Genomic DNA, 25033 nt, shown 5'->3' with positions numbered 1-25033 from the left:
TCCTCGCTAGCTCTATTGCTGCTAGGGCAATCCCGCGCCGGGGACTTCCACTGGTATGGCCTCAATCCGCCCCTGCCCGAGACCTTGCACCTCGTCCGGATGCGAGCCCGGAGCGGTGACGAGGAAGAGGGTACGGCGGTCATCGCCCCCCAACATCACCGCAAAGCAGTTGAGCTCCGTTTCGACTCGGTGGGTGATCTCGCCCCCCTCAACCACTCGTAGAGCGGCCCGGCCAATGGCATCGGCATACCAAATGCCCCCTTCAGCGTCGTAGCAGCAGCCGTCAGGGATGGTGCCGGGCACAGCGGCCCAAAGCCGGCGGTTCTCCAGCCGGCCCTCGGGCCCGAAATCGAACGCAGTGAACTGGCTGGCAAAGCTCTCGCCCACGATAAGCGTGGACCCATCAGGGGTGATCACCGCCCCGTTGGGGAACGCCAGCCCATCGGCCCCCGCTTCTGCCTTGCCGTCGGGTTGCACCAATCCCAGGGTGGCTGGGGCGAAGTCCTCTCCGCTGTGAAGGTCGAACCCAAAGTTGCCCACATAGGCCCGACCCTCGGCATCCACCGTCATGTCGTTGCAGAGCGAGGTAGCAATTCCCGAAAGGTCGGCATGCTCGTGGAGCGCCACCCCGTCATAGCGCATCACCCGGCGGTCCCTCATCGACACCACCAGCAGGTCGCCGTTGGGCATCCATCCCAGACCTGACGGTTGGCCGGGAACCTCAACAATCACCTCAACGGTGCCGTCCAACGAAGCGGCATTCACGGTGTACTGGTAGAAGTCCGAATACCAGAGTCGGCGGTCATGCCACCGGGGACCCTCGCCGAAATCGATTCCCCCTACGAAGGTCTCAGGGCTGGGAAGTATCTCCATGCCGGGGGACAATAGCGACTGTGGACGAACTCCCTGTTGTAGACCTGACCGATCCGGCGTTTTGGTCGAACCCCTATCCGGATCTCTCCGAGGCACTCAGCCGGCATCCTCTGGGGCGGGGGGCCGACGGAGGCCTGATCGCCTTGAGCTTCGACGCGGCTGAGATGGTGCTGCGAGATCCCCGGTTCTTGACCACCGACCTCTTGGCCCCCCGAGGCATCACCGAAGGTCCCATCGCCGAATGGTGGGGTCAGGTCATGTTCTCCGCCAACCCACCGGTCCACACCCGGCTGCGCCGTCTGGTCAGCCGGGCGTTTACCCCTCGAGCAGTGGAATCGCTGCGCCCCCGCGTGATTGAGATCACCGAGGAGTTGCTGGACGATTTCCACGGCGACACCGTGGATTTGGTGGCCGGATTTGCCCATGAGCTGCCCATCAGGGTGATGGGGGCCATGCTGGAGGTGCCTGCTGGTGACCACCACCACTTTGCCGCCTGGACCGCAGATCTCGGACTCGTCTTCTCCTCAATTCACACGCCCGAATTGCTGGATCGACTGGAATCGGCCATTACCGGCCTCAATGGCTATGTGGCCGAACTCATAGCCGACCGGCGGCGGCACCCTGGCGATGACCTTCTCAGCAAACTGATCGCTGCTGAATCCGACGGAGATGTTCTCACCGAACCCGAACTGATCGCCATGGTGGAAAACCTGCTCTTTGCCGGACACGACACCACCCGTTCGATGCTGATGATCGGCGCGGCGCTGCTGCTGTCCCATGCAGACCAACGAGCATTGCTGAACGGCAATCCTGGTTTGGCCGCCCAGGCGGTCGATGAGATCCTCCGCTTCGAAGCCCCGGTGCTGGGGTCGGGTAGAGATGCCGCTGAGCCCTTGGATTTGTTCGGTGTTCCGGTGGGGGCCGGGGAAACAGTCACGACAATGTCCCTGGCCGCAAACCGGGACTCGGCCGCCTTTGATGATCCCAACCGATTCAACATCCGCCGCCCGGGAGGCAAGCTGATGAGCTTCGGCCAGGGAATCCACTACTGCCTCGGAGCGGCCCTGGCCCGTCTAGAGGGTCAAGTGGCCTTCCCCATGCTCTTGGAACGCTTTCCCCGCATGGAGCTGGCCGCGGAACCCGCATGGGTGCCCTATGCCTCCATCCGCCGATTCGAAGAACTGCTGGTGACGACCTCCTGACCAGGTTCCACTCCGCCGAGGATAGGGTGATCGAGCCATGCTTCACTGGGCTAAGACTCGGGTGATCAACTCGGTGAGCGGAATGTTCGCCCACGCGGAGATGCCGTTGAAGCACACCGGAGACTTTCCGGGAGATCCAGGATTGTGCGGTCCTGATTCGATCAGCTGGCGGGTGATTAGCGATGTGAGTGTGTTCATTGGTGGAATCCGGGCACTGCTGATCCAAGCGGCCCATCCGGAAGTGGTCGCCGGAGTGGACGAGCACAGCCGTTATCGAGATGATCCCCTTGGCCGGCTCAGCCGGACATCCTTCTATGTCACCTCGGCCACCTTCGGCGCAATGCCCGAAGTGAAGGAGGCCGTAAACCTGGTCAATTCCGCCCATCAAGGAGTAAGCGGCACCTCCCACCGCGGCCAGGCGTATAGCGCCTCAACACCAGATCTGGCGGCGTGGGTCCACAACTCACTGACTGATTCCTTTCTGGAGGCTTATCAGCGCTTCGGCGGGCGCCTGAGCCATGCCCATGCTGACCAATTTGTGGTTGAGCAATCCAGGGTGGGGGAGATGCTGGGCGCCTCGCCTCTGCCCACAACCGCCGGCGAGCTGAGGGAGTGGATAACCGGGCATCCTGCGTTGGCACCGAGCCCGGGGATGCGAGCTGCCGTCAGGTTCCTTCAGAACCCTCCGATTCCTGCGGCCCAGAAAGCGGGGTACCAAATCCTGATGAACGGGGCCATCACCACGATCCCCCGAGAGATCACGTCGGTCCTAGGGCTGACCCCGATGCCGGGCGCCAAAGTCAGCAGCACGGGGATGGTTTTGGGTCTGCGGCGCATCATGAAGAACAGCCCTGCCTGGCAGGCCGCCCTTGAACGGTGCGGCGTGTCCTACGACCCGCGGCTGTTTCGCGAACAGCGGAGTTAGCCAGGACCCTGCCTGTCCCTGATAGGCGGAATTAGCTCGCCAACAGACCGGCCAGATTGTCTCGCATGATGAGACGAGTTTCGGTGGGGGAGAGGCTCGATAGGCCCTCCTCGAATTCCAGCGGCTCAGCGAGGCCCTCGGCATGGGGCCAGTCGGAACCGAACAGCACCTGGGAAACTCCGATGGTCCGGGCCAATTCGGCTACCGGCTCCTCATGATGGGGGGATACGAACACGTGGCGGCGGAACACGTCACTGGGCTTCTCGTTTAGCGGTCCTCTAAACCACGGTCCGTTGCGGCCCATTCGGTTCATCTTGTTCATAGCCGCCATCAGGTAATCCACCCAGAGGCTGCCGTTCTCCACGCTCATGACCCGAACGTTGGGAAAGGCCTCGAACAGGTTGGCGTAGATCAGCGCAGCCACTGTCTCCATGATCGGGCGGTCGCCGTAGAAGCATGTCCACTGCAATGCCGACTGCCGGTGCGACGGCGGATTGGGCTCTTCGCCCCAGTGCACCGACATCGACTGGTTGTAACCCGACTCGCCGATGTGGAATCCGACCACCGCGCCGGCCTCATTGATCCGAGCCCAAAAGGGATCGAAGACCGGGTCGGCGATGTTGCGGCCGGCCGCGGGCCCCGGACGAACCGACACCACCCGAGCCCCCCGCCCCAGAGCCCATTCCAACTCGTCCACGGCCTTGTCGGGATCGACCAGCGACAACAGGGGAGGGGCATGGATGCGGCCATCCCGGTTGAGGCCCCACTCGTCGTCCAGCCAGCGGTTGAAGGCAGACAGGTTGGCGTAGAGCAGATCGGGATCGTCAACCATGAAGTGCTCCACGCACACCGCCAGAGTGGGGAACAGCACCGCGCTCTCTATGCCTTGGTAGTCGAGCACCTTGACTCGGGCTGACCGCTCCACGTACTCGGGCCGGTGGGGCTCAGAAACCCGGGTGCCCTTGATGTTCCCCCCGTCGTCGCCCCGCTTCATGGCCTTCAACATCTCCCGCAGCATTCCCGGGCGAGGGGCGGTGTCGTAGTTGCGGTGCTCCAAAAAGGTGAATCGTCGGTTGCCGATGTATACCTCTTCAGTGCCGTTGGCTTCGGTAACCGGTCGCACCGCCTGATCGGCGTAGGCGGGATCGATGTAGCGGGTAAAGGCGTCTCGGGGCTCGTAGTAGTGGTTGTCGGCGTCGAACGCCCGATATCCCAGATCCATGCGCACAGGTTAGGGCCGCATACACAGGACGGGTAGTGTGACCCCCGCAAGTACCGCCTGATCGAAGAAGGAGCGCCGAAAAATGGGACGGCTGGACGGCAAGGTAGCGATCATCACTGGAGCAGCCCGAGGGCAAGGGGAGGCCGAAGCCCGGCTTTTTGCCTCCGAGGGAGCCAAAGTGGTGCTGGGAGACGTCCTTGACGCCGACGGTGAGCAGGTAGCCGCCAGTATCGGCGAAAACGCCCGCTACGTACACCTTGACGTGTCCCAAGAAGCCGACTGGGCCGCGGCAGTTGAGGCGGCTTCGGGGATGGGGTCGCTAAGGGCCCTCGTCAACAATGCCGCCATCATCAGGCCGGCAGCCATTGAGGAGACCTCTTTGGACGACTACATGGAGGTCATAAACGTCAATCAGGTAGGCACGTTCCTGGGTATGAAGGCCGTGCTCGAGCCCATGAAGATGGCCGGTGGGGGTTCCATCGTGAACATCAGCTCCATTGACGGCCTTCAGTCAAAGAACGGCCTCATCAGCTATTCTGCCTCCAAGTTCGCCATCCGGGGCATGACCAAGACTGCGGCCATTGAGTGGGGCCGGTTCGACATCAGGGTCAACTCCATCCATCCCGGTGGAGTCAACACGCCGATGGGCAACCCGACGAGCGATCCCCGCGCTGAGAAGGAGCCCTACACCTACCAGGCCATTCCCCGAATCGGTGAACCCATCGAGATTGCCTATGCCGCTCTCTTCCTGGCCAGCGACGAGGCCTCCTACATCTCCGGTGCCGAGCTGAGCGTTGACGGTGGCTGGAGAGCCGGCCTGATCACCCCCGGCCTTCCCGGTACCGATCACGTCGTCGAATACGGGTACACCCCAGGATGAGGCTCTGAACGCCTCACTCACTTGAGAGAACCACCACTCTGGGATGCCCCCAGCGCTGCCCCCAGCCCCGACTACGGTGCTGGCGTCGAACGGCTGGCCGTAGCCAGCGCCGCGCGCCGACTGCTGAACGCGGTGCGGGTAACCGCGGCAAGCGATGATGCCGTGTCCGAGGCCACCGAATTGCTCGAACAAGCAGCTGGACTGCTCGAAGCCGAGCAAATGAAGGGGCTCCAACGCCAAGGGGTGATGGGCGAACTCGAAACCGTATTCGAGTCCCGCGACCCGATGGCGTTCTTCCCCTACAGCCCAATCATCGGACGGCTGAACCCGGCATCGCCCCCTGCGGAGTTCTGGGCTGAGGGTATCGAGGTCCACGGCCGGATGAACCTGTCGGCGATTTATGCCGGGCCACCGGGGCTGGTACACGGCGGAATCATCGCAATGGTGTTCGACGAGCTCTTGGGCGTGGTCAACGTGGTCAACGGCAGAGGCGGCTACACGGGGACACTCAACGTGAAGTACCACCGACCGACCCCGCTGATGGAGGAGATCGCCCTGCGGGCGTGGCCATCGGGCAGCGAGGGCCGCAAGCTGTATGCCGCTGGGGAGATGGTCTACGACGGAACTGTTACGGCAACCGCCGAGGGTGTCTTTATTCGGGCCAATCGCCAGCTTGTTGACGACCTGAAGAAGCCATCGGAAACAGCAAGCTCAAAGGAGACCCCATGACGGACACCGGATTCGCAACCAGCGCCGCGGTTTACCAGCTGCTCGACACCATGAAGGGCATCGATCAGGAATTTCTCTCGGGACCCAAAGCCCTGGCCGACGACCAGGCAGTGCTAGAGGGCTACCGATGGATCTTCTCCATTACCCAGGTGGCACTGGAGGTGTACGTGTGGGCCGACACCAACCGACCTCGGTTTACCGAGATCGTGGGCCCGTACAAGAAATGGGGCGGCGACAACTCTGATGCCTTCTACTTCATAGCCCGGGTCGATCCCACCCGCACCTACCGGGTAACCGTGGACCCCGGCGATGCGGTGTATCTGTCGCTCACTGTGTACGGGGGCCCGGATGACGGCCGTTACTCCGAGCGCATCGTCGGAACGCTCAACACCACTCAGATGACTCCCAATCCCGACGGGACTTACGAGATGATCGTCAGCCCGAACGACCACGACGGCAACTTCCTGAAGCTTGCGCCCGATGCCGTGGTGGCCTGCACCCGCGACTACATGAACGACCCAGTAAACGGGGAGAAGGCGCGCTGGCGCATCGAGTGCCTAGACCCGGCGCCGCCCTGGAGCGAGGTGCATACCGATTCTGAGGTGGCCCAGCGCTTTCAGCATGCGACGACTTGGGTGAAGGAGCAGGCCGCCTTGGTACCCATACCACTGGGCACGCTCAACCACGTTGATGACCCCTTTCCGGTTCCCACCGAGACATTCGGCTGGGCCGCGGGCGACGCCTCCTACGCGATGGGAGCCTTCGAATTGGCCGATGACGAGGCGTTGGTGCTGAATGGGAGCTCACCGGAGTGCGCCTTCTGGAATATGTGCCTGTGGAATCAGTTCCTGCACTGCTTCAACTACGACTACGACGATGTCACCACCAACGGCTCCAAGGTGGAGCTCAATGACGACGGCTCGTGGACCATCGTTGTCGCGGCAACCGACCCTGGTGTGCCCAACTGGGTTTCTACCCAGGGGAGGCTCCACGGGCGCATCTGGTTCCGCTGGTTCTTGCCCGAGCGGACCCCCGACCCCATCAGCGCTGAGGTGATGAAGCTGGCTGAAGTTCGCTAGTGCTCTAGCTCCACCGCGAAGCGGTCGGTGTAGAAACTGAGTGCCTGACGGCGCTCCTCTGGAGTCATGCCGAAATCAGCCAGGTTGTAGATCACTCGGCCGTGCTTGCCGCGGGGATGTTCAGCCATGTAGTTGTCCATGGCACCCCTGACTTCTGCGGTGAACGGCTGGTCGGCCAGCCTGTAGATGCGCTCCACCATGGCCACGTCATCGGCCATGAACTCGTGGAACAGCACGTCGATGGACTGTTCAGGAGGCACCAGGTCGCGGTCGTCGGTACACGACTGGAGCATGTCCTGGATGAGCTGGGCCCACCATTGGCCAATGCCGTGAACATCAACCGGGTGGGGGGCGCTCATGCGGGCCGAGTAGCAGATCATGGTGGCGAACGAGGCGGTGATCGACACCGGGTCTCGGTGGGTGAACACCACCGTGGCGTCACCGAACACGTTCATGAGCGGCCCAATCTGCTCCAGATGCTGGGGCGACTTGAGGACCCAGCGCTCGCGAGGCGGGCGCTGATGAGCAAGAACCTTGAGGATCCGCTTGAGATACTGGTAATGCGGGGTTTGGTCGTGCTCCTTGTAGTACGACCGCCAGGAGGGCATAACGGCTGAGCAGTCGAACAGCATCGTGGAGAAGTCGATGGCCAGCAGGTGGATTTCCTCGTGGACGTGGTCCCAGGTCATTTCGTGCATTCGGTCGTAATGGGGCACGGCCTTGTTCATGATCACCAGCCCGTCTCTGGCCCGCTGAACGCGGCCCTCAATGGTGCCGGCCTCTTCGGTAGGGGGCACCGGCTCCAGAGATTCCCACCAGGGCAGCGAGCGCAACGCCGGATCGGCAGATATGAGGTTGTGCAAATGCGTGGTGCCGGTACGAGGCAGCCCGGCGATCACTATGGGACGATCGACAGGAACATCCAGGGCGTCGGGATGTTCCTTGATGTACTGCTCGATGCGCAGCCGATTGACCGCGAAGGCGGTGAGCTGGCTGAACTGGCTCAACTTTCCCATGGGGGAGAAGTCGGCCTCTGTGTCCATCGCCCGACACAGCACCTCCAATGGTTCCCGAAATTCGTCGGAGCCGAAATCGTTGAGGCCCGTCTGGGCGGTAGCCGCTCCCAGTACTGCCTCAGGACTCAGGTCGATCTGATCGGCCAGCGGCGCAGTCTGCTCCATCATTTCGATGATCTCCGGCGCAAGCACCGGATCGACGAGGTCCTCTATGCGGATGGGGGCAGGGCGGTCGCTCACGCCCGGCAGGATAATGTCACGCCATGCCCCAGCATGTACCCGAGATTCAGTGGACCGAGGACGCCCTTGAACTGCGGCAGTTCGTCTTCGACTACTGGGCGGACAACAAGCGAGCCCCCAATCTGGCCGCCATGCACGCGGGGACCGGCATCGAGCGGCGTCGCTTGCTGGAGGCGCTCAAGCTCCTACAACTGGGGATCGTGTTCGTGATTGACGAGACGTCGCCCAACTGCGACATCTTGAAGGCCCCGCCGTTCTCGGCGTTCCCCAGCCAGGTGGAGATGTACATCGACGGGGAGTTCCACAGCTATATCGGCTGCGCCCACGAGGGGATCGGGGTGTCGTGGACTCCGTACTTCCGGGACAAGGAGGTGGAGCTGCGGACCTACGACGCTCACACGCTGGAACCCATCACCCTCGTCTCCAAGGACTTCAAGCTCTTATCCGCGGAGCCCTCTGAGCCATTGATCCTGAGTACGGAGGTGATCTGGGACTGGGTGAACACCGACATGAAGCACATGTGCGACCACACCAACTTCGTGTTGAACCGCGAGAACGGGGCCGCCTACGAGGCGTCCATCGGCCGTCGGGGCATTTATTTCACCGTTGACCAGGTAGCTGAGTACATCGCGTTTGTGCTTAACATCCGCATCTACGACTACCACTGGCCGGCCATGACCATGGATCCACCCACAATCATCAACCGCCTCCGGGAATTGGACGTGGACCTAACCCCCTGGGGGATGTAACTGCATTACCCTCAATGCGGATGCCAGAGCCCCCGCAGCAGCCCACTGGGGACTCTATTCCGCCTCTGCCCCCGAGGGCGACCGAGTGGACCATTCTGCTGACCATCGTTGGAGCTGCGGTCGGCGCGCTGTTGGACCAACTAGCAGGCTTCTTCTTCGGCGGCCTTGTCGGCTACCTCTTGGGTCGGGATATTGAGTACCGGCGGCGGCTGGGAGCAGTGGAGAAAGCCCAAGCCAGAAGGGAACGAGCAGCCGCGCCCGATCCGACGCTTCCTCCGCCTCCGGTTGCACCACCAGCCCCGACGCTTCCTCCGCCTCCGGTTGCACCACCAGCCCCGACGCTTCCTCCGCCTCCGGTTGCACCACCAGCCCCGACGCTTCCTCCGCCTCCGGTTGCACCACCAGCCTCGACGCTTCCTCCGCCTCCGGTTGCACAACCAGCCTTGCCTGTGTACCGAGGGGCGAGGATGGCGACCGCCCTTAAGACTTGGGTGATCACCGGCAACTTGCCGGTGAAGGTCGGCGTGTTGGTGTCGATGGTTGGACTGGGACTACTGATCAGCGAGGCAAATCGGCGCGGCCTCATCACCGTGACGGTGGAGATGGTGTTGATTGCCGTGGCGGCCTTCGGCGCAGCGTTGCTAGTCGTGGGCTGGCATTTCCGGTACAAGCGGCCCATCTACGGATTAAGCCTCCTCGGCGGCGGTATCGCCGTGGAGTATCTGGCCATCTACGCCGCTTTCGCCGGATACGATGTCCTGGCCGCACCGCTGGCGTTTGTCTTTGTAGTGGCCATCACCGTGGGTGCGGGCGCCCTCGCTGTTACCCAGGATTCACGGTCGTTGGCAGTTCTTGGAATCATCGGCGGCTTTCTCGCTCCGGTGCTTTCGTATACCCAGCCCGAAGACCATGTGCTGGTGTTCACGTTCTACGCGATCTTGAACGCCGCGATTGTCGCGGTGGCCTGGTTCAAGGTCTGGCCAGAACTCACCCTTCTCGGCTTCGGATTCACGTTTGGGGTCACGTCATTCTGGCTTGCTGCTCGCCATCTGGAGGACGACTGGACCACCACAGTGCCGTTCGTCGCCTTGTTCCTTGTTGTCTACACAGCCATTCCCGTGCTCTTTGCCGCCAGAAGACCGCTGAGCGCCAGGAGCCTTGCAGACGGGGCATGGCTTATCCCTTTGGTGCTCGGCACGCCGATCGTCGGCTTGGTCATGCATCAGATCTTGTTGGGGCACACAGAGCACGGATCGGCGATCAGCACAACAGGAACGGCGCTGCTCTATGGCGGCGCTGCCGTCGCTACCCGCAAATTCAGCCGCCAAAACGTCGAGTTGGTGATCGCGTATGCGGCCCTCGGGGTGGTCTTCGCGGCGATTGCCATTCCGCTCGCTTTTGATGCCTATTACACCTCGATTGCCTGGACCGGTCAGGGCCTTCTGCTGCTCTGGGTTGGATGCCGCAAAGCAAAGTGGTTGGCGGTCGCCGCAGGAGGCGCCCTTCAGGTGCTTGGGGGGTTCAGCTTGGCTGTTTACTTGGAAGACTCGCTTCCCTATCCCGCCGGCGAGCATCCCATCGCCAACAAGTTCCTCTTGGGCACCGCGCTGCTTGCCGCCGCAGGCATCGTGTCTGGCCTGCTGCTTCATAAGGCGAGAAAGGACGCTGAGGTTGACTCCATCGCGGCATGGCTGGCGATGGCATGGGGTGCTGGCTGGTGGCTTGTCGCCGGCAGCTTGGAGATCGAATACCACGTCCCCTCGGCCCAGCTTTCTGCTTCCTTTGTGTTTGCGGCATTCTCGTTTTGGCTTGTCGCCTTCTCGGCTCAGAAGTTGCGGTGGCTGAACCTCGCCGGATGGGGAGCGCTGATTTTCCCCACCATGGCCGTGGTTCTGGCCGTTTCCCTGAGCACGCAGTCGTATCCGTTCGAGCACTACGGGTGGGCGGCATGGCCGCTAGTCATGGCCGCCAACTACTCCCTGCTGCACCGGTACTCGGGTTATCGCCCCCGATTCGAGCAGGCGCTTCATGCCGGGAGTGTCTGGGTGCTGACGGTACTAGTCAGCGCAGTGGTCCACTGGCAAGCTGACCAGGCGGCTAATGGGGTGTGGCCCATCGTCTCGGCTTGCCTGGCCGCACTGGTGCTGGTGGGCGCGATCCTCTGGGGATCAGGAGTGTTGAAGTGGCCGCTTCGACCGCATCGAACGGCGTACCTGGCGTTGGGCGCCGGGCCGGTGTTGGCGGCGGTGGCGATTGCGGTCGCGGTCTTGCTGTTCATCTCTGATGGCGATCCCACGCCCCTGCGCTATGTGCCGGTGCTCAACCCGCTGGAATTGACCGCAATAGTGCTGGCGGCGGTGGCGTTTATGTGGCGGCGAGAGGTTGCCGTCGAGGGGATCGGCAGGCTCAATGAGTGGGTTGACAGACTGTGGGTGCCATCGCTGGCCGCAGCTGGTGTTGCGTTTGCAACCATGGCGACGGTCAGGACCGTTCACCATTGGGGGGATGTGTCTTTCGATACCGACTCGATGTTCGACTCCACTGCCCTCCAGACCTCGCTGTCGATTCTCTGGACCCTGATCGGGCTGGCAACCATGGTCGAGGGGGTGCGCCGGGTGAACCGGTCGGCGTGGATGACCGGCGCCTCATTTATGGGCGCAGTGGTGCTCAAGTTGTTCCTCGTCGATCTCCGAAATCAGGCCACCGTGGGCCGGGTGGTGGCGTTTATCGCCGTCGGCATTCTCTTGTTGATCGTCGGCTACTTCGCCCCCGTCCCTCCATCGCAACCCGCCAACGGCACTCAGGATTGATCGGTAGAGGTCACCCGCCTTGCTGCCGAGGTGTATCTAGGTTGACTTTTTGCGGCGGCGGTGGGCTGTGAGGATCGGCTCGGTGTAGCCGTTGGGCTGATCGCGGCCTTCCAGCACCAAGGCCAGAGCCGCGCTGAACGGAATACTGGTCGCCAAGTCACTGCTCATGGGCTTGTAGGCAGGATCGGCGGCGTTCTGGCTGTCCACCACTGAGGCCATGCGCTGCATGGTCTCCACCACCTGCTCTTCCGACAGCAGCCCGTGGTGGAGCCAGTTGGCGATGTGCTGGGACGAGATCCGAAGGGTGGCCCGATCCTCCATTAGGGCGACATCGTCTATGTCTGGCACCTTGGAGCAGCCCACCCCCTGTCCAACCCACCGGGTGACGTAACCCAAGATGCCCTGGGCGTTGTTGTCCAGCTCCCGTTGGATTTCGGCGGGGGAGAGCTCTCGGTCCGGGGGCAGGACTGCGGGGGCGAGCATGGCTTGAACGGCCTTGGCGCGGTCTGGCGGCGAGATCGCAATCTCGGTCTGTCGAGCGGCAACGTCGGTTTCCAGATAGTGCAGTGCGTGCAAAGTGGCTGCGGTGGGGGAGGGGACCCACGCAGTGGTTGCTCCCGCTTGAGGATGGCCAATCTTCTCGTCCAGCATGGCAGCCATGTCGTCGGGCCGAGCCCACATTCCCTTGCCTATCTGGGCATGCCCCGGCAGACCCATAGCCAGCCCGACGGCCACATTGGCCTCCTCATAGGCGTTCAGCCAGCCCGACGCCTTGATCTCCGCTTTGGGGACCATGGCGCCGGCCTCCATGTTTGTATGGATGTCATCGCCGGTTCGGTCCAGAAAGCCGGTGTTGATGAACACCACCCGCTCTGAGGCCTCGGCAATGCAGGCGGCCAAATTGAGAGACGTCCGGCGCTCTTCGTCCATGATCCCCATTTTCAGCGTGTTGGGAGACAGGCCCAAGATGCCCTCAATCTCGGTGAACAATTCACGAACCAGAGCTGTTTCGCGGGGACCGTGCAGCTTGGGCATCACGATGTACACCGATCCGGTTTGGCTGTTGCGATGGGGGCCAGAGCCGGTCAGATTGTGGAGGGCACCCCAAGCTGCCACCGCCACGTCGACGATGGTCTCGGGAATCGGCTGGCCATTCAGGCGAACCATGTCGGTTTCCATGTGCAAACCCACACTGCGGATCAGCATTACGCTGCGCCGCCTGACCGTCATGGGTTTCCCCAACCGGTCGATCACGGTGGAGTCGGCATTGAGGCTGCGGGTTATGGCCTGGCCGCTCTTGGTGAATGAGGCAGTGAGGGTGCCCTGCATCAGCCCGAGCCAATTGGTATAGGCCCGTGTCTTGTCCTCCGCGTCCACCGCGGCCACCGAGTCCTCCAGGTCCATGATGGCTGTCAGAGCCGATTCCATCATCACATCGGCCACCCCGGCGGGGTCATCTCGGCCGATGGCGTGATCGCGGTCGATCAGCAGCTCGATGTGGAGGCCGTGCTTGCGCAACAGCACCGATTCCGGAGCCGAAGCCATGCCGGTGAAACCGGCGAACTGCTCAGGTTCGACCAACTGAGTACTTGAGCCGTCGGACAGGTCAACCCGCAGGCCATCGGCAGCTGCCGTGTAGGCCACCGCGTCTGCATGGGAGCCGGAGGACAACGGAACATGGTCGTCCAGCAGAGCCCGAACTCGATCGATTACCCGCTGGCCCCGCACCGGGTTGTATGGCCCACTCCGCTCGGCGCCCTCCGCCTCGTCGATTGCGTCGGTGCCGTAGAAGGCGTCGTACAGGCTGCCCCAGCGAGCGTTGGCTGCGTTAAGGGCATAGCGGGCGTTGTCCAGCGGGACGACAAGCTGCGGCCCGGCCAGCGATGCGATTTCGGGATCCACTCCCGCGGTGGTTACCGGCACTGGTCCGGGATCGTCGACCAGATACCCGATGGAGCGCAGAAAGTCGGCCGCCTCCTTGGGTTCCGAACCCCGGTCGAGGTACCAGGAGTCGATTCGAGCCTGTAGGTCGTCGCGCTCATCCAAGCTGGCTCGCACCCGCGGCGTGAAGCGTTCGACGACTTGCTCCAAGGACGACCAGAATTCTTCGACCCCCACAGCAGTGCCAGGAGCAAGCTGGTTGCGGACGAAGTCGGCCAGCGGGCTGGCCACTTCGAGCTTTCCAAGGGTCTCGCAGGTCATGGGCACGGCCACAGGGTAGAAGTTGTTTTGGCCGGTTTCTCAAGCAAGGTCATGTTTCCTGGAAATAAAGGTGCAGTTAGGCCTAGCGCGGTTGCTATCGTCGCCGGACAACCACCCTCACCAGACCTGAGAGGTATCAGCATGGCCGCCAACGTTGCCGGTTCATTCGATGCCGAGGTCCGATCCACACAGTCGTGGATGGCCTCGCCCCGCTTCGAAGGGATTACCCGCCTGTACTCGGCCCGGCAAGTAGTGGAGCAACGGGGGGCTCTCAATCAGGATCACACCGTGGCTCGATTGGCGTCCGAGCGGTTTTATGCCCGCTTGCGGGAGCTGTTTGAGCAAGATAGGTGCATCTCAACCTTCGGCCCCTACTCGCCGGGCCAGGCTGTGGCAATGAAGCGAGCCGGGATCGAGGGGATCTACCTGGGCGGATGGGCCACCTCCGCGAAGGGTTCTCTGCACGAGGATCCCGGTCCCGACTTGGCCAGCTACCCGCTGGGCATGGTTCCCGACGAGGCGGCGGGTTTGGTCCGAGCGCTGTTGACAGCCGATCGCAATCAGCGGTTTGCCCGGTCGCGGATGAGCATTGAAGAGCGCATGCGCACCCCGGAGGTGGACTTCACTCCGTCGATCATTGCCGATGCCGATACCGGCCACGGCGGTGACGCCCACGTCAGAAATCTGATCCGCCGATTCGTTGAGGCCGGAGTGCCGGGGTACCACATCGAGGACCAAAAGCCCGGCGTTAAGAAGTGCGGGCATCAGGGCGGCAAGGTGTTGGTGCCGTGCGACGAACAGATCAAGCGGCTCAATGCGGCCCGATTCCAGTTGGACGTGATGGGCGTTCCCGGCATCATCGTGGCCCGAACCGACGCCGAGGCGGCAAACCTGCTGGACGGCGGCACCGACGAGCGCGACCAGCCATTCATCATGGGGGCCACCCAGCAATCAGTCCCGTCGTACAAGGATGCCTATCTGGCGGTCTTGCGCCTGCTTGCCGAAGCTGGCGTGGAAGGGGTGAACGGTCATCTGCTGTATGCCGTGCCCGAGAACCGCTACAAGCGGGCCATCGCCTGGCTCGATCAAACCGGGGTCAACCAGATCATCGAGAAGGCCGCGGTCACCTACCACTCCTCACCCGACCCCCGGGCCGACGACGCAGTGGACAGAGCCTCCGATGCGCTGGCTGAAGCGTGGCACCGGGCGTCGGGGCTGGCCACGTATGCCCAGGCCGTGGCCGACCAGCTGTCGCTGCGGGCATCGGAGGGAGAGAGCTTCGGAATGGAAGTGGGGGAGTGGCTCGGCTTCGCTCGCACGGTCGACACCACAACCGCCCGAGGCCGGGCCGCAGAGATGGGCCTTGACGTGGCTTGGAACGCAGAGGTGGCCCGAACCACCGAGGGTTACTACCAGGTGCAGGGGGGCATCCCTTACGCAGTGGCCAAGTCATTGGCCGTGGCCCCGTACTGTGACCTGCTGTGGATGGAAACCAAGACTGCCGACCTCGACGACGCCCGGGAATTCGCCGAGGCTGTCCATGCCGTGCACCCCGAGAAGATGCTGGCCTACAACCTGTCGCCCTCCTTCAACTGGGACACCACCGGCATGACCGAAGACGAGATGCGCGAGTTTCCCGCCGAACTGGGTCGACTGGGATTCGTGTTCAACTTCATCACCTACGGGGGCCACCAGATCGACGGCATGGCCGGCGAGGAGTTCGCTGCCTCCCTTCAACAGGACGGCATGCTGGCTCTGGCGCGGCTTCAAAGGAAATTCCGCCTCGTCGACTCCCCGTACAAGACCCCTCAAACCCTGGTGGGGGGACCCCGGCTGGATGCCGCTCTCATGGCCAGCTCCGGCCGCACCGCCACCACCAGGGCCATGGGCAAGGGCTCGACCCAGTTTCAACACCTCGTCCAGACCGAGGTGCCCACACGGGAGCTCGAATGCTGGTTGGAGCGGTGGGCGTTGCACAACAACGTCGATGCCGAATTGAAAGTGCAATTGCGCCCCTACACCGCAGGGTCCGAGATCCTCGAACTCCTGGTTCGCAGCGGTGACAACGACCTGGCCAACGTGGTGTTCGGGGTGCTCCACGACCGGCGGCGTCGGGCCATACTTTCGGTACGCGACCAGAACACCCACAGTCCGGCACTGCGCCGCAAGCGGCTTATGACCTTGATGCACCTCTACCTGATCCGGCGCTACAACGCGGTATCGGTCCAGTATCTGACCCCGACCGAAGACAATTTCCGACAGGCCGCGGGTATGCGAGGAATGGGGTTCTACTCCTCGGTATCTGACGAGGTGGGGCAGATCACTGTGGCCGATGTCGACGAAGAAGTGGTTGTCAACTTGGTTACCGACGATGACTCCCTCCAGCAGCTCATCACCGGACGGGAGACGTAGCCCTCATTTCTTACCCGATTGCTGGGGGGCGCGGGGCATTTCCGTTCGGAGCAGGAGGGCGAGCAGTGCGGTGGTCGCTGCCACACCGGTTAGGAGCGTCAGCCCCGCAGTCGATCCGCCCACATCGGAGAGCACGCCGAAGAGAATCGGGCCTACCACCCCTCCAGCTTCCCCCGCCGTGAAGAACAATCCGCCAGCGGCGCCCATATTGCGGTGGGTGACGCCCGGCAACTGCATCATGACCACTAGCGATAGAGGGACAGCCAAACCTCTGATCGATCCCATGATGGCAAGCCCGACGAAAGCAGACGGCCTGCCTTCCACGTTGAGCAGAATCGTTGTCAACCCGAACAAGGCAAATACCACCGCCATGGTTGCGATGCGGTGCTTCTCAGGAATGAATCTGGGCCCAACCAAGGCACCTAGGATGCTCATGGCGGTGACCGAACCGGCCAGATAGCCCGCCGCCGAACTGGAAAATCCCCGGTCTTCAATGATGGTGGGCAGCCACCCGTTGAGGGCGTGGTTGAAGAAGAACATCCCCACTGCCATCGCCAGCATGGCCTGCACGGCGCGGTGGCCAAGGAGTTCCCAGGCGCCAGAGAAGCCCGGGGCAGAGTCGCTATCGCGGTCAACACCGGGCGCGACTCGCTCGGCTGCCGCTGCGGCAACCAGCCAAATTGCGATAATTGCCACACTGATTAGGGCGTACACAAATAGCGTCGCCCGCCAGCTCTGGTCGAATGCCGGCATCAGCACGCTATTGGCAGTGGCCAATGGAAGTACGCCGCCGATGGCCGGAGCGGTCATGGTGATTCCCATGGCCATTGCCCTCTCATCGTCGTCGAACCAGACGCTCACCAACTTGGGGGCGCCCACCGACACCAAGGGCCCGCCCAAGCCAAATACCGCTACCGCCCCGAACATGGCGATGAAACTTCCGGCCACTGGGCGCAAAAGTGCAGAGACCGAGATGAGGACGGTGGCGATGCCCAGCGAACGGCGCAGTCCTAGCCGGTCGACCAGCGCGCCGGATGGGAGCGCGGCCACCAAATACACCAACGGCCAAGCACCGAGCACCGTGCCCATGGCACCTTTGCTCATGTCGAGGTCTTCCCGGATGGTCTCCACCAGTGGCGCCATGGAGAACACCGCCAGCCCGAAGGAGAAGTACACCATCCACAGCGCGCCGAGTAGCACCCAGCGAAACTGATGGCGTTGATGGTGCACGCCGGGACCGTAGCAACCGACTCCCTTTCACTTATCATGCTGGCCCTATGGGTACAGCAGTAGTAACCGGTGCGGGACAGGGTCTCGGGCGGGCGATCTCGAAGCGGCTGGCCGCTGACGGTCATCACATTGTGGCCGTTGACCTGAACCCCGAGTCCGCGGCGGCCACCGGGGACATGCTCGGTGGTCAGTGGCGACAGTGCGATGTCTCCAACCCGGAATCGGTGGCCGCTCTGGCCGCTTCGCTGGATCGAGTGGACGTGCTCGTGAACAACGCCGGCATCTGGATTTTCGCCGGTATGGACGACATGACCCCAGAGGATGTGCGCCGGGTGCTGGAAGTGAACGTGATGGGCGTGTTCTATTGCACCCAGGCGTTGGCTCCGCTCATGGGGCCGGGGGCGGCCATCGTGAACCTGTCGTCCAATGCCGCTTATTCCAATTCGCCGGGGGTGGGCATCTACCCGGCGTCCAAAGCCGCGGTGGAGAGCTTCACCAAGCAGTCCGCCCTTGAGTTGGCCCGTCGGGGCATCAGGGCCAATGCCGTCGGCCCGGGGATGATCCAAACCGAGGGCACCCAGGTCAACTACGAGGGCGAGCTAGGCCGGCGCCGGGCTAAGGCCGTGCCCCTAGGCCGAAACGGCCAGCCCGACGACATCGCCGATGTGGTGGGTTTTTTGGCCTCGCACGACGCCCGCTACGTGACGGGACAGGTCATCTACGTAGACGGCGGCCTCAGCGCCGGGCGGGCCGCGCTGTAGCCGCTGCTAGCCAGACTGGCCTAGTGGGCTCGCCAGCGGTGGTAGCGGGCCCAGAGCACCAGTAGCGACGGGAGCACAGTGAACGTGGCGATCAAACCGAACAGGATGGCCACCGCGGCCAGTATCCCCAGTTCTTGCATCGGCACGAGTGGTGAGAAGAGTAGCGCCAACAACCCGAGGGCGGTGGTGAGCGCGCTGGCCAGGAGAGCCCCGCCAGTGGTGGTCATTGCATGCCGTATGCCGTCAACGACCTGCTCTGCCTCCTCGTGCTCCTCCAAGAAGCGATGCGTCAGGTGGATCGTGTAGTCAACGCCGATCCCGATCGTGAGCACCACCATGAGCGCGGTGCCCATGTTGTAGGAGATCCCGAACACCCACATGGCCCCCAGCAGCCAGGCAAGGGTTATCGCTATGGGAATGATGGTGATCAACCCGAGCGCTGGGCGGGATCGGCTGATTGCGAAGTACGCCACGAGGATTGCCAGCGCGGCGGCGATCACAAGACCCACACTTAGCGCTTGGCTGGCGGCCAGTTCCTCGGTGATCAGGGCGATTAGGGCGTCGCCTCCAGTGACGGTGATCTCTCCGACGGCGCCTCCCCAAAGCGACTCGAGCTCGTCGATCAACTCTTGGAGCGCCTCGTTGTCCTCCACCGCGACGGGTATCTGAATGATGGTGCGGTCGAGGCCGTCGGCACGGAGGTCGATCACCTCCGCAAATCCCTCTGGGTCTGCCCTTCTCAACTGTTCCCAGGCCCGACGGACCTCTTCGTCGGTGGCCACACTGCCAGCGGCCAGGTTGTCGAAGGCGGCCGCGACGTCGGCGTCGTAGCTGTCGTCGGGTTGTCCGCTCCGGCCCGTCCAGTCGTCAAGCAACGTCCCGGCTGAGGCCAACGGAGGCCCCACGATGCCGTTTGGTCGGAGTTCGGAGTCAACCAGGGTGGAGTGAAGGCCGGTCAGGTCCCCTACGGCTCGATTGCTGTCGAGGTCGGTCTCGATGAGCACCGTCATGAGCGTTGCGCTGCCGTCGAAGTTCTCCTCCAGGAAGTCGAAGCTCTTGAACGTGTCAGAGTCCTTGGGCAAGAAGTCCTTGACGGCGAAAGTAGTGCTGAGGTTGCTGGCCGCCACGACAGCCAGCACAGTTAGGACAACGGCTGCGCCCAAGACCGGAATCGGGCGGCGCACTACGGCAGTAGCAACGCGGGGCAGAACGGCGGCCGCACCGGGAATGGTGTCGGCCACGGGGCGGGTTGTCGGCTTCTTTCCTTTGGCGGCCAGTCGCCGGTCCAGCGCCAGTCGAGCGGAGGGCACGAAACTGGTCATCACGATCCAGCCCGAGATGACCCCGATGCTGGCGATGATGCCGAAGTCAGCTATGGGCTCGAAGCGGCTGCTCAAGTTGGCCAGCAGACTGACTGCGGTTGTGCCCGCGGCCAGCAAGACCGGCACGCCGCACAGTCGCACAGAGTGGGCAATGGCCCGCCCGGAGGCGTCGCCGCCCTCGTTGGTCTCTTCGCCCTTCTCTGCATTGTCGTCCCCCTCGTCGCCTTCACGCAGCGCCTCGCGGTAGCGCCCGACGATCTGAAGCGCGTAGTCCACCGACAGGCTGATGAGCAGGACGGGAACGAGTGTCAGGAGGATGTTGTCGGGATCGACGATGCCAACACCGCCGGGGGAGAGCCAGGAGAGGGCGCCGAACGTCCAGAGGATCGTCATGCCGAGGCCCAGCATGGTGATGTGGACGTCAGACTGGTTCCGGTAGAACAGGGCCAGTAAAACCACGATCACTGCCAGAGCGATCACGGTGAGGATCAGCAGGTTCTCTTCTCGGGCATCCTTGCCCTCGGCATCGCTCTTGGCCAGCGTGATGATGGTGACGTCAAGGGATGCAGTATCGAATGAATCGGCAATCTCATGGGCCCGCAATTGAGCCGCCTCTTGGCCGAGAGCGTCGCCGACATCGTCGAGAATGACCAGCGAGAGTCCGGCAATGGGAGCGCCGCCGGAGTCGCGGGCCACAAAGCGTTCCAGTAAATCGTTCAACTCGGCCCGTTCGGGGTCCTGGGCCAGTTGGGCCAAGCCGAGGGAGACTTGGGCATCGGTAAGGGCGTCCATGCTTAGCCCCACGTCGGCTGCCGCCAGTTCTATGAGCTGGACGTATCCATAGAGGGGCTCGTCAACCAAGAATGGTGCTATCTCTGGATCGCTGATTATGGCGGTTTGCAGGCCCTCGACGGTCCGAAGGGAATCAGCGCTGAGTACGTCGCCCTTGGCCAGTATCTGGACCACGCGCAAGTCGGCCGCGGCGGGGAAGCTCTCCCTGATCGCATCGGTGGCTTCGGCCAGGTCGCTGTCCGCCGGTAGGAAGATCCCGGTGGAGTCGATTGGCCCTTCAGGCCGGTCCCGAACCAGGAAGCCGGCCAAGAGGGCCAGCGTCACCGCCCCCAAAACCAGAAGAACGAGTTGTGGCGATCTCTGGATTGTTCGGGCCTGCCAGCGGAACATGCCTTGGCCTCAGAGAGTTGCCTGCCGGTAAGAGAGGCTCACCACTTGCTGGACTCCTCGGCGTAGACGTGGTCAGGCAGGTCGTAGGTGATTCCCTCGTCGTGATACCAAGACCCCGACATAAGGGTTGTGAAATTGGAAGCGTTGCTCTTGCGGGCCATCTTGGGAAGGACCCGCGACGTGAATCGGTCGTACCTGGCCTGGACGCGGAACCAGGGCAGCACGCCGAACGTGGACTGCTTGGGATAGTTCAGCTGGTTGGCCAGCAAGTCGCCGATGAGCGCTCGCGAAACCTTGTAGACGTATTGCGACAACTTCTTGCCTTCGACTGGGTCGTCGATGCCAACCACTAGGGGTGCCGAATTGACCAGCGAATTAGCCAGTACGACAGAAGAGGCGCTGGGCTCTGGCTCGCACATGGTGCCGATGTCATACAGCTTCAAAGCATCGTCTTCGCCCTCGAAGAGGATCGACTCGGGAATCCCCATGAGCAGTCCCGAATAGCGCCACGTGGCCATGAAGCTGGCCGCCTCCTCTTCGCTGAACGCTGCCCCCAGACTCCTCATGTGCTTGAGCAGCCGGGCGGAGAACGCGGTGATCGCGTAGCCACAATGTGCGGCGCTCAACGGGACACCCAAAGCACCCACGTCCCAGTCCTCAGAATTGTTTAGCAAGTACCGGACCTGGGCATGGACAAGGCGGATCCGGAAGGAGAGCCTCCACCCATCGCCGTAGGGATCCATCCCGCCCGGAAAGAAAATCTCCACCATATGACGGTTGTTCTGCTGGAGCCGTCGCACACCCTGATAGCGCAAACGACCCGTAATAAAAAAAGATTCGCTGATGTTGGTGGAGAATCCCTCTACAAGAACTCCGGCCAGCATCCCGGCCACCACCATCTTCCGGTTCCGATGGAACATGTGAATGCCAGCATTCAAAGCGGGAAGGTCGAGCCAGTCTGGTGGGGACATGACATCGTCAAAGAGGGCGCGGACCTCAGATGGGGCATCAGGAAGCTCATTCCCGTCAGGAGGGCTCATGTAGGCCGAGATGAGCCGGTTTGATTCCGAGCGCTTCAGCGTGGAGAGAGCCTCAACGGCGGCATCGGCCAACGGATCACCGATCATCGTGTGGGCCACGTAGTTCTCCGCCATCTCCGAATCGAGCGCGCAAGCCTGCGCGTACCCGGGAATATCGTAATCAGTGGGGGTATTCATCAGTTTTCGATGAGGGTTCTGCCAAATCTAAGACGGTCGATAATGTTCGTGCCAGATAATAGTCCCGGTTGAACCGAAAGGGGCTCTCCAGAGGAGAACCTTTGGAAACCAATTGGTGGGGGAGCCGGGGGCGGAAGCTCTGGTCTACTCGTCCCAGATGAACGGCGTGTGAGCTCGCTGACTCCACTGGCGCTGTCCGATTTCGCGCATGGCTGGGCCGAGTCTGGCCATTTGATGGGAAAAGTGATCGACGCCGATCTGGTGCCATTTTCCGTGGGCGGGGAACACCCATTCGACATTGAGCTCGGCGATTGAATCCATGCTGTCGGCAAGGGCTCCCCAGGAGTACCAGGTTTGCTTTGGAGTTATGTCAAGTTCTTGGCGACGATGGTTCCAGAACAGGGAATCTCCGGTGAAAAGCCAACGGTTGTCCACGTGGTAGGCAACGTGTCCCTTGGTGTGGCCGGGTATCGGGATGGTGACAACGCCAGTGTCAACCACTTCCTCTGATCTCGTGATGTCGGTGGCAAAGGGGGCGGCATCGGCATCGTCTTGGTGGATCCACACGCGGGCGTGGTAGCGGCTCGCCCACCTGGCAGCATCGGCCACTTCATCGCGGTGCGAGAGCAGCACATGCTTGACCCCACCGAGGCGATCCACCGCCTCCGTGAGACCGCGGGCGTAGCGCGGCGAGTCAACCATGAGATTGCCCGCTGGCCTGAGCACAAGATAGGAGTGTCCGCCAAACGAACTGGGAGCGTTGTATCCCAAGGCATGAACCCCAACCGTGAGCTCATAGGGAAAGACACCGGCTGGCGGCCGCACCACCTCGCGGTTGCCGATCGACTGTGTCGGACACGCCACCGCCGCCCGCCACAGCGCCGCCGTGTCTGCCTCGGTATGCGGCTGTCGGGAAAGAAAGGACCGGCCCTTGTCGTCCATACCAATGAGCCCCGGAGCCCAATGTCGAGCTACGTCACACCCAATGCAGCGGGTATCCACAAACCACGGGCCGTCCGCATTGTCGGCGTGAACTTGATCTCTTCGGGCCATCAGAGTCTTGATTGACGAAACAAACCTATCGCATTGGATCAGTTCTTCCCGCAGCTTGAAATAAAGGGGTCGCCCCAGGTGCCCAGGGGAACCACACGACTCTACATAAAGGGGTCACCCCCAGATGCCCCGGGGAACCACATAACTTTACATAACATATATTCTCAACGTTTGACATTGAATCTTGGGATAGAAATAAATGAAATTGCCTATAGACATCTGAAACTCCGCACGTTAGGGTAACCCCCGCTGGTTTGGACCAGTGCTATCGGCCTCGCAGGCCCCCATCGAGAAGCGTCGAACGGAGGGCCGAATGGGTACGGTATGGCAATCCAGGAGCCTCGTTCTCCTATTTGCACTGGTGGCCGCGGGATGTGGATCGGGCGATGCTGGCGCACCCGGACCTTCCCCAGCAGGTTTCGAGGAGACCGCTACCGGTCCAACTCCTGAGGTGCGCGATGCCTATTCGTCATCCTCTCTTTCGGCAGGTGGTACCCCATCTGTCTCCGAGGCGACTGCACGACCGGATCGGCCTGCCGGTGCAGTTCGTCCTTTGGGTGACCCTCCCGATTCGGACATTTCTTCTAGCCCCACCCCGCAGGCGTCTGTCGCCCGAAGTTCATCACCAGATCCGACAGCCGACGCGATCTCCGGTCCGGTACCCGTGGGCGTCGTTCATTCCCCGCCGGTGACTCAGCACTTCAGGGGGTTGCACCGCGCCTCGCAAAGCAGTCCTTTTCATGAGTTCGGCGACGATGTGTACGCCTGGGACGACCACCGGCGCATCGTGTTGCTGGAAATCCCCATCGACCACCCTTCCTTGGATGAGGTCCGGGATGTGGCTGGCCACTGGGACGGGACGATTGAAGACACTGCCGGCACACGGGCATGGGTTCAGCAGTGTGCCCGCCGTTACGCCGATGATGCATTGAACGCTCCTGACGCGGTGTACGGAGCGGTCTCCGCCCAAGCCGTCCACGCCTGCCTGGGAGGCTTGACCCACCTTGCTGAATTATTTGCCCGCTATTGGTGGACGGAGGCGGGCGTCGTTTGTCTCTCTGGCGCGGTCACGGCTCGTTCCCTCCACGGCGACAACCGTCCGAGGCCGCTGGCAGTGTGCCCGTCCATCGGCTATGACCCGACCGCGCCCCGGCCCCCCGATTGGTTGGCACAGCGCTGTGCGGACATTGCGGCTGCCCATCCCAATACGAGATATCCGTCAGGTCCCGCTCAGCCCGGGGAATCCCTCCCCTCCTGTTGGGAGCCTCTCCTGGCCATCATCGAAGCCCACGCTGAAGAGGGCGCCGAGATCGGCCTTCCTGACAGCCCCCACGATTGCTACCACGCTTACTTGGGCTATGTATGGGCTCGGCAGACAGACCGAGAGAGCCGCCCTCCCAGCGATCTGGCCATCGGCTGCCACTACCGGGCCTTCAAGGCCATCCCATGACCGCGCCTCCGAACACAGCGATGTTGCGGGCACTGTTGCCCGTGGCTGTGCTTGCCGCTGGCCTGGCGCTGGTGTTCTCCACCACTCCGCCGGTACACGCCCATGAGCAAACTGCTCTCACCGCGACCAGCGGGACCGGTTGGTGCCCATCCGGGGTGCTCAATTGCACGGTGACCTGGACCCACGTCAATTCGTGGACTCATTACACCGCTCAGGTACCCCCCAATTGCACCATAGAGATCATCGACCAGTGCGGGATCCGAGTGACTTCCCGAGCTGCCTCTAGCTCGTGCCGGAACTCCTCCAACTGTGGACACGGCCCCCACAGCAGCACTCCCCGACCCACCGGCCCCGGCACATGGACCACCTGGAACGGACACCGCAATACCAACTACCGATGGTCGGGACAAAGGCGGGAACCCGTCGAACACGAACATGAAACTCCGGCCCCACCGCCGGCCCCCTCGCCATCCGAGCCA

At 62.5% G+C, this 25033-nt stretch carries 18 protein-coding genes; 10 read left to right on the top strand and 8 right to left on the bottom strand.

Annotated elements, in window-relative coordinates; genetic code table 11:
* Positions 1-21: 21 nt before the first annotated feature.
* Positions 22-873 carry an SMP-30/gluconolactonase/LRE family protein gene (locus ACOGXH_RS08895; RefSeq protein WP_419928752.1) on the bottom strand — a complete coding sequence of 284 codons (852 nt, stop codon included), beginning with the start codon at positions 871-873 and terminating at the stop codon, positions 22-24.
* A 20-nt stretch (positions 874-893) separates the two neighbouring features.
* On the opposite strand from ACOGXH_RS08895, the gene ACOGXH_RS08890 reads away from it, so the two are divergent.
* Both ACOGXH_RS08890 and ACOGXH_RS08885 read left to right on the top strand, forming a co-directional pair.
* Positions 894-2075 carry a cytochrome P450 gene (locus ACOGXH_RS08890; protein ID WP_419928751.1) on the top strand — a complete coding sequence of 394 codons (1182 nt, stop codon included), beginning with the start codon at positions 894-896 and terminating at the stop codon, positions 2073-2075.
* Between the two features lie 37 nt (positions 2076-2112).
* Positions 2113-3000 carry an oxygenase MpaB family protein gene (locus ACOGXH_RS08885; protein WP_419928750.1) on the top strand — a complete coding sequence of 296 codons (888 nt, stop codon included), beginning with the start codon at positions 2113-2115 and terminating at the stop codon, positions 2998-3000.
* Between the two features lie 31 nt (positions 3001-3031).
* Here ACOGXH_RS08885 and ACOGXH_RS08880 read toward each other — a convergent pair whose 3' ends face one another.
* Positions 3032-4222 carry an amidohydrolase family protein gene (locus ACOGXH_RS08880; RefSeq protein ID WP_419928749.1) on the bottom strand — a complete coding sequence of 397 codons (1191 nt, stop codon included), beginning with the start codon at positions 4220-4222 and terminating at the stop codon, positions 3032-3034.
* Positions 4223-4304: 82 nt separating this feature from the next.
* On the opposite strand from ACOGXH_RS08880, the gene ACOGXH_RS08875 reads away from it, so the two are divergent.
* Genes ACOGXH_RS08875 through ACOGXH_RS08865 form a run of 3 tightly spaced genes read left to right on the top strand, consistent with a single transcriptional unit; the run spans position 4305 to position 6910 of the window.
* Positions 4305-5102, top strand: coding sequence for a glucose 1-dehydrogenase (locus tag ACOGXH_RS08875; protein ID WP_419928748.1), 798 nt, complete (start codon positions 4305-4307; stop codon positions 5100-5102).
* Positions 5103-5123: 21 nt separating this feature from the next.
* Positions 5124-5831, top strand: a complete 708-nt coding sequence (locus tag ACOGXH_RS08870) for a PaaI family thioesterase (protein WP_419928747.1) — start codon at positions 5124-5126, stop codon at positions 5829-5831.
* Positions 5828-6910, top strand: a complete 1083-nt coding sequence (locus ACOGXH_RS08865; RefSeq protein ID WP_419928746.1) for a DUF1214 domain-containing protein — start codon at positions 5828-5830, stop codon at positions 6908-6910. The genes ACOGXH_RS08870 and ACOGXH_RS08865 overlap by 4 nt, the downstream gene beginning before the upstream one ends.
* On the opposite strand, the gene ACOGXH_RS08860 is transcribed toward ACOGXH_RS08865, so the two are convergent.
* Positions 6907-8166: a sulfotransferase family protein gene (locus ACOGXH_RS08860; RefSeq protein ID WP_419928745.1), complete on the bottom strand. Its 1260-nt coding sequence runs from the start codon at positions 8164-8166 to the stop codon at positions 6907-6909. The two genes, ACOGXH_RS08865 and ACOGXH_RS08860, sit on opposite strands and share 4 nt — an antisense overlap.
* A gap of 23 nt (positions 8167-8189) precedes the next feature.
* Here ACOGXH_RS08860 and ACOGXH_RS08855 point away from each other — a divergent pair, with 23 nt between their 5' ends.
* Positions 8190-8915 carry a hypothetical protein gene (locus tag ACOGXH_RS08855; RefSeq protein WP_419928744.1) on the top strand — a complete coding sequence of 242 codons (726 nt, stop codon included), beginning with the start codon at positions 8190-8192 and terminating at the stop codon, positions 8913-8915.
* 467 nt (positions 8916-9382) lie between these two features.
* A complete protein-coding gene (locus ACOGXH_RS08850; RefSeq protein ID WP_419928743.1) occupies positions 9383-11725 on the top strand; it encodes a DUF2339 domain-containing protein in 2343 nt (780 codons plus the stop codon).
* A 36-nt stretch (positions 11726-11761) separates the two neighbouring features.
* On the opposite strand, the gene ACOGXH_RS08845 is transcribed toward ACOGXH_RS08850, so the two are convergent.
* On the bottom strand, positions 11762-13927 hold the full coding sequence (locus ACOGXH_RS08845; RefSeq protein WP_419930349.1) for a malate synthase G: 2166 nt from the start codon (positions 13925-13927) through the stop codon (positions 11762-11764).
* Positions 13928-14053: 126 nt separating this feature from the next.
* Here ACOGXH_RS08845 and ACOGXH_RS08840 point away from each other — a divergent pair, with 126 nt between their 5' ends.
* Positions 14054-16339: an isocitrate lyase/phosphoenolpyruvate mutase family protein gene (locus ACOGXH_RS08840; protein ID WP_419930348.1), complete on the top strand. Its 2286-nt coding sequence runs from the start codon at positions 14054-14056 to the stop codon at positions 16337-16339.
* A gap of 3 nt (positions 16340-16342) precedes the next feature.
* Here the strand turns inward: ACOGXH_RS08840 and ACOGXH_RS08835 are convergent, their stop codons facing one another.
* Positions 16343-17569, bottom strand: a complete 1227-nt coding sequence (locus ACOGXH_RS08835; protein ID WP_419928742.1) for a CynX/NimT family MFS transporter — start codon at positions 17567-17569, stop codon at positions 16343-16345.
* Positions 17570-17616: 47 nt separating this feature from the next.
* On the opposite strand from ACOGXH_RS08835, the gene ACOGXH_RS08830 reads away from it, so the two are divergent.
* Entirely contained in the window at positions 17617-18330 is a 714-nt protein-coding gene (locus tag ACOGXH_RS08830) for an SDR family NAD(P)-dependent oxidoreductase (RefSeq protein WP_419928741.1), read from the top strand.
* A gap of 20 nt (positions 18331-18350) precedes the next feature.
* Here the strand turns inward: ACOGXH_RS08830 and ACOGXH_RS08825 are convergent, their stop codons facing one another.
* The 3 genes from ACOGXH_RS08825 to ACOGXH_RS08815 all read right to left on the bottom strand — a co-directional run bounded on the left by ACOGXH_RS08825 (position 18351) and on the right by ACOGXH_RS08815 (position 23104).
* Positions 18351-20834: an efflux RND transporter permease subunit gene (locus ACOGXH_RS08825; RefSeq protein ID WP_419928740.1), complete on the bottom strand. Its 2484-nt coding sequence runs from the start codon at positions 20832-20834 to the stop codon at positions 18351-18353.
* A gap of 38 nt (positions 20835-20872) precedes the next feature.
* Entirely contained in the window at positions 20873-21988 is a 1116-nt protein-coding gene (locus ACOGXH_RS08820; RefSeq protein WP_419928739.1) for an oxygenase MpaB family protein, read from the bottom strand.
* Positions 21989-22195: 207 nt separating this feature from the next.
* Positions 22196-23104 (bottom strand): MBL fold metallo-hydrolase, encoded by a 909-nt coding sequence (locus ACOGXH_RS08815; protein WP_419928738.1) that lies wholly within the window; start codon positions 23102-23104, stop codon positions 22196-22198.
* A 664-nt stretch (positions 23105-23768) separates the two neighbouring features.
* Between ACOGXH_RS08815 and ACOGXH_RS08810 the strand changes: the two genes are divergently transcribed.
* Positions 23769-24554, top strand: a complete 786-nt coding sequence (locus tag ACOGXH_RS08810) for a hypothetical protein (RefSeq protein WP_419928737.1) — start codon at positions 23769-23771, stop codon at positions 24552-24554.
* Positions 24555-25033 lie beyond the last annotated feature (479 nt).

This window comes from Candidatus Poriferisocius sp., from assembly GCF_965208355.1.
Classification (GTDB): Bacteria; Actinomycetota; Acidimicrobiia; order Acidimicrobiales; family Bin134; genus Poriferisocius.
The sequence above is the reverse complement of the archived record's forward strand: the minus strand, read 5'-3'. Positions and strand labels throughout refer to the sequence as shown.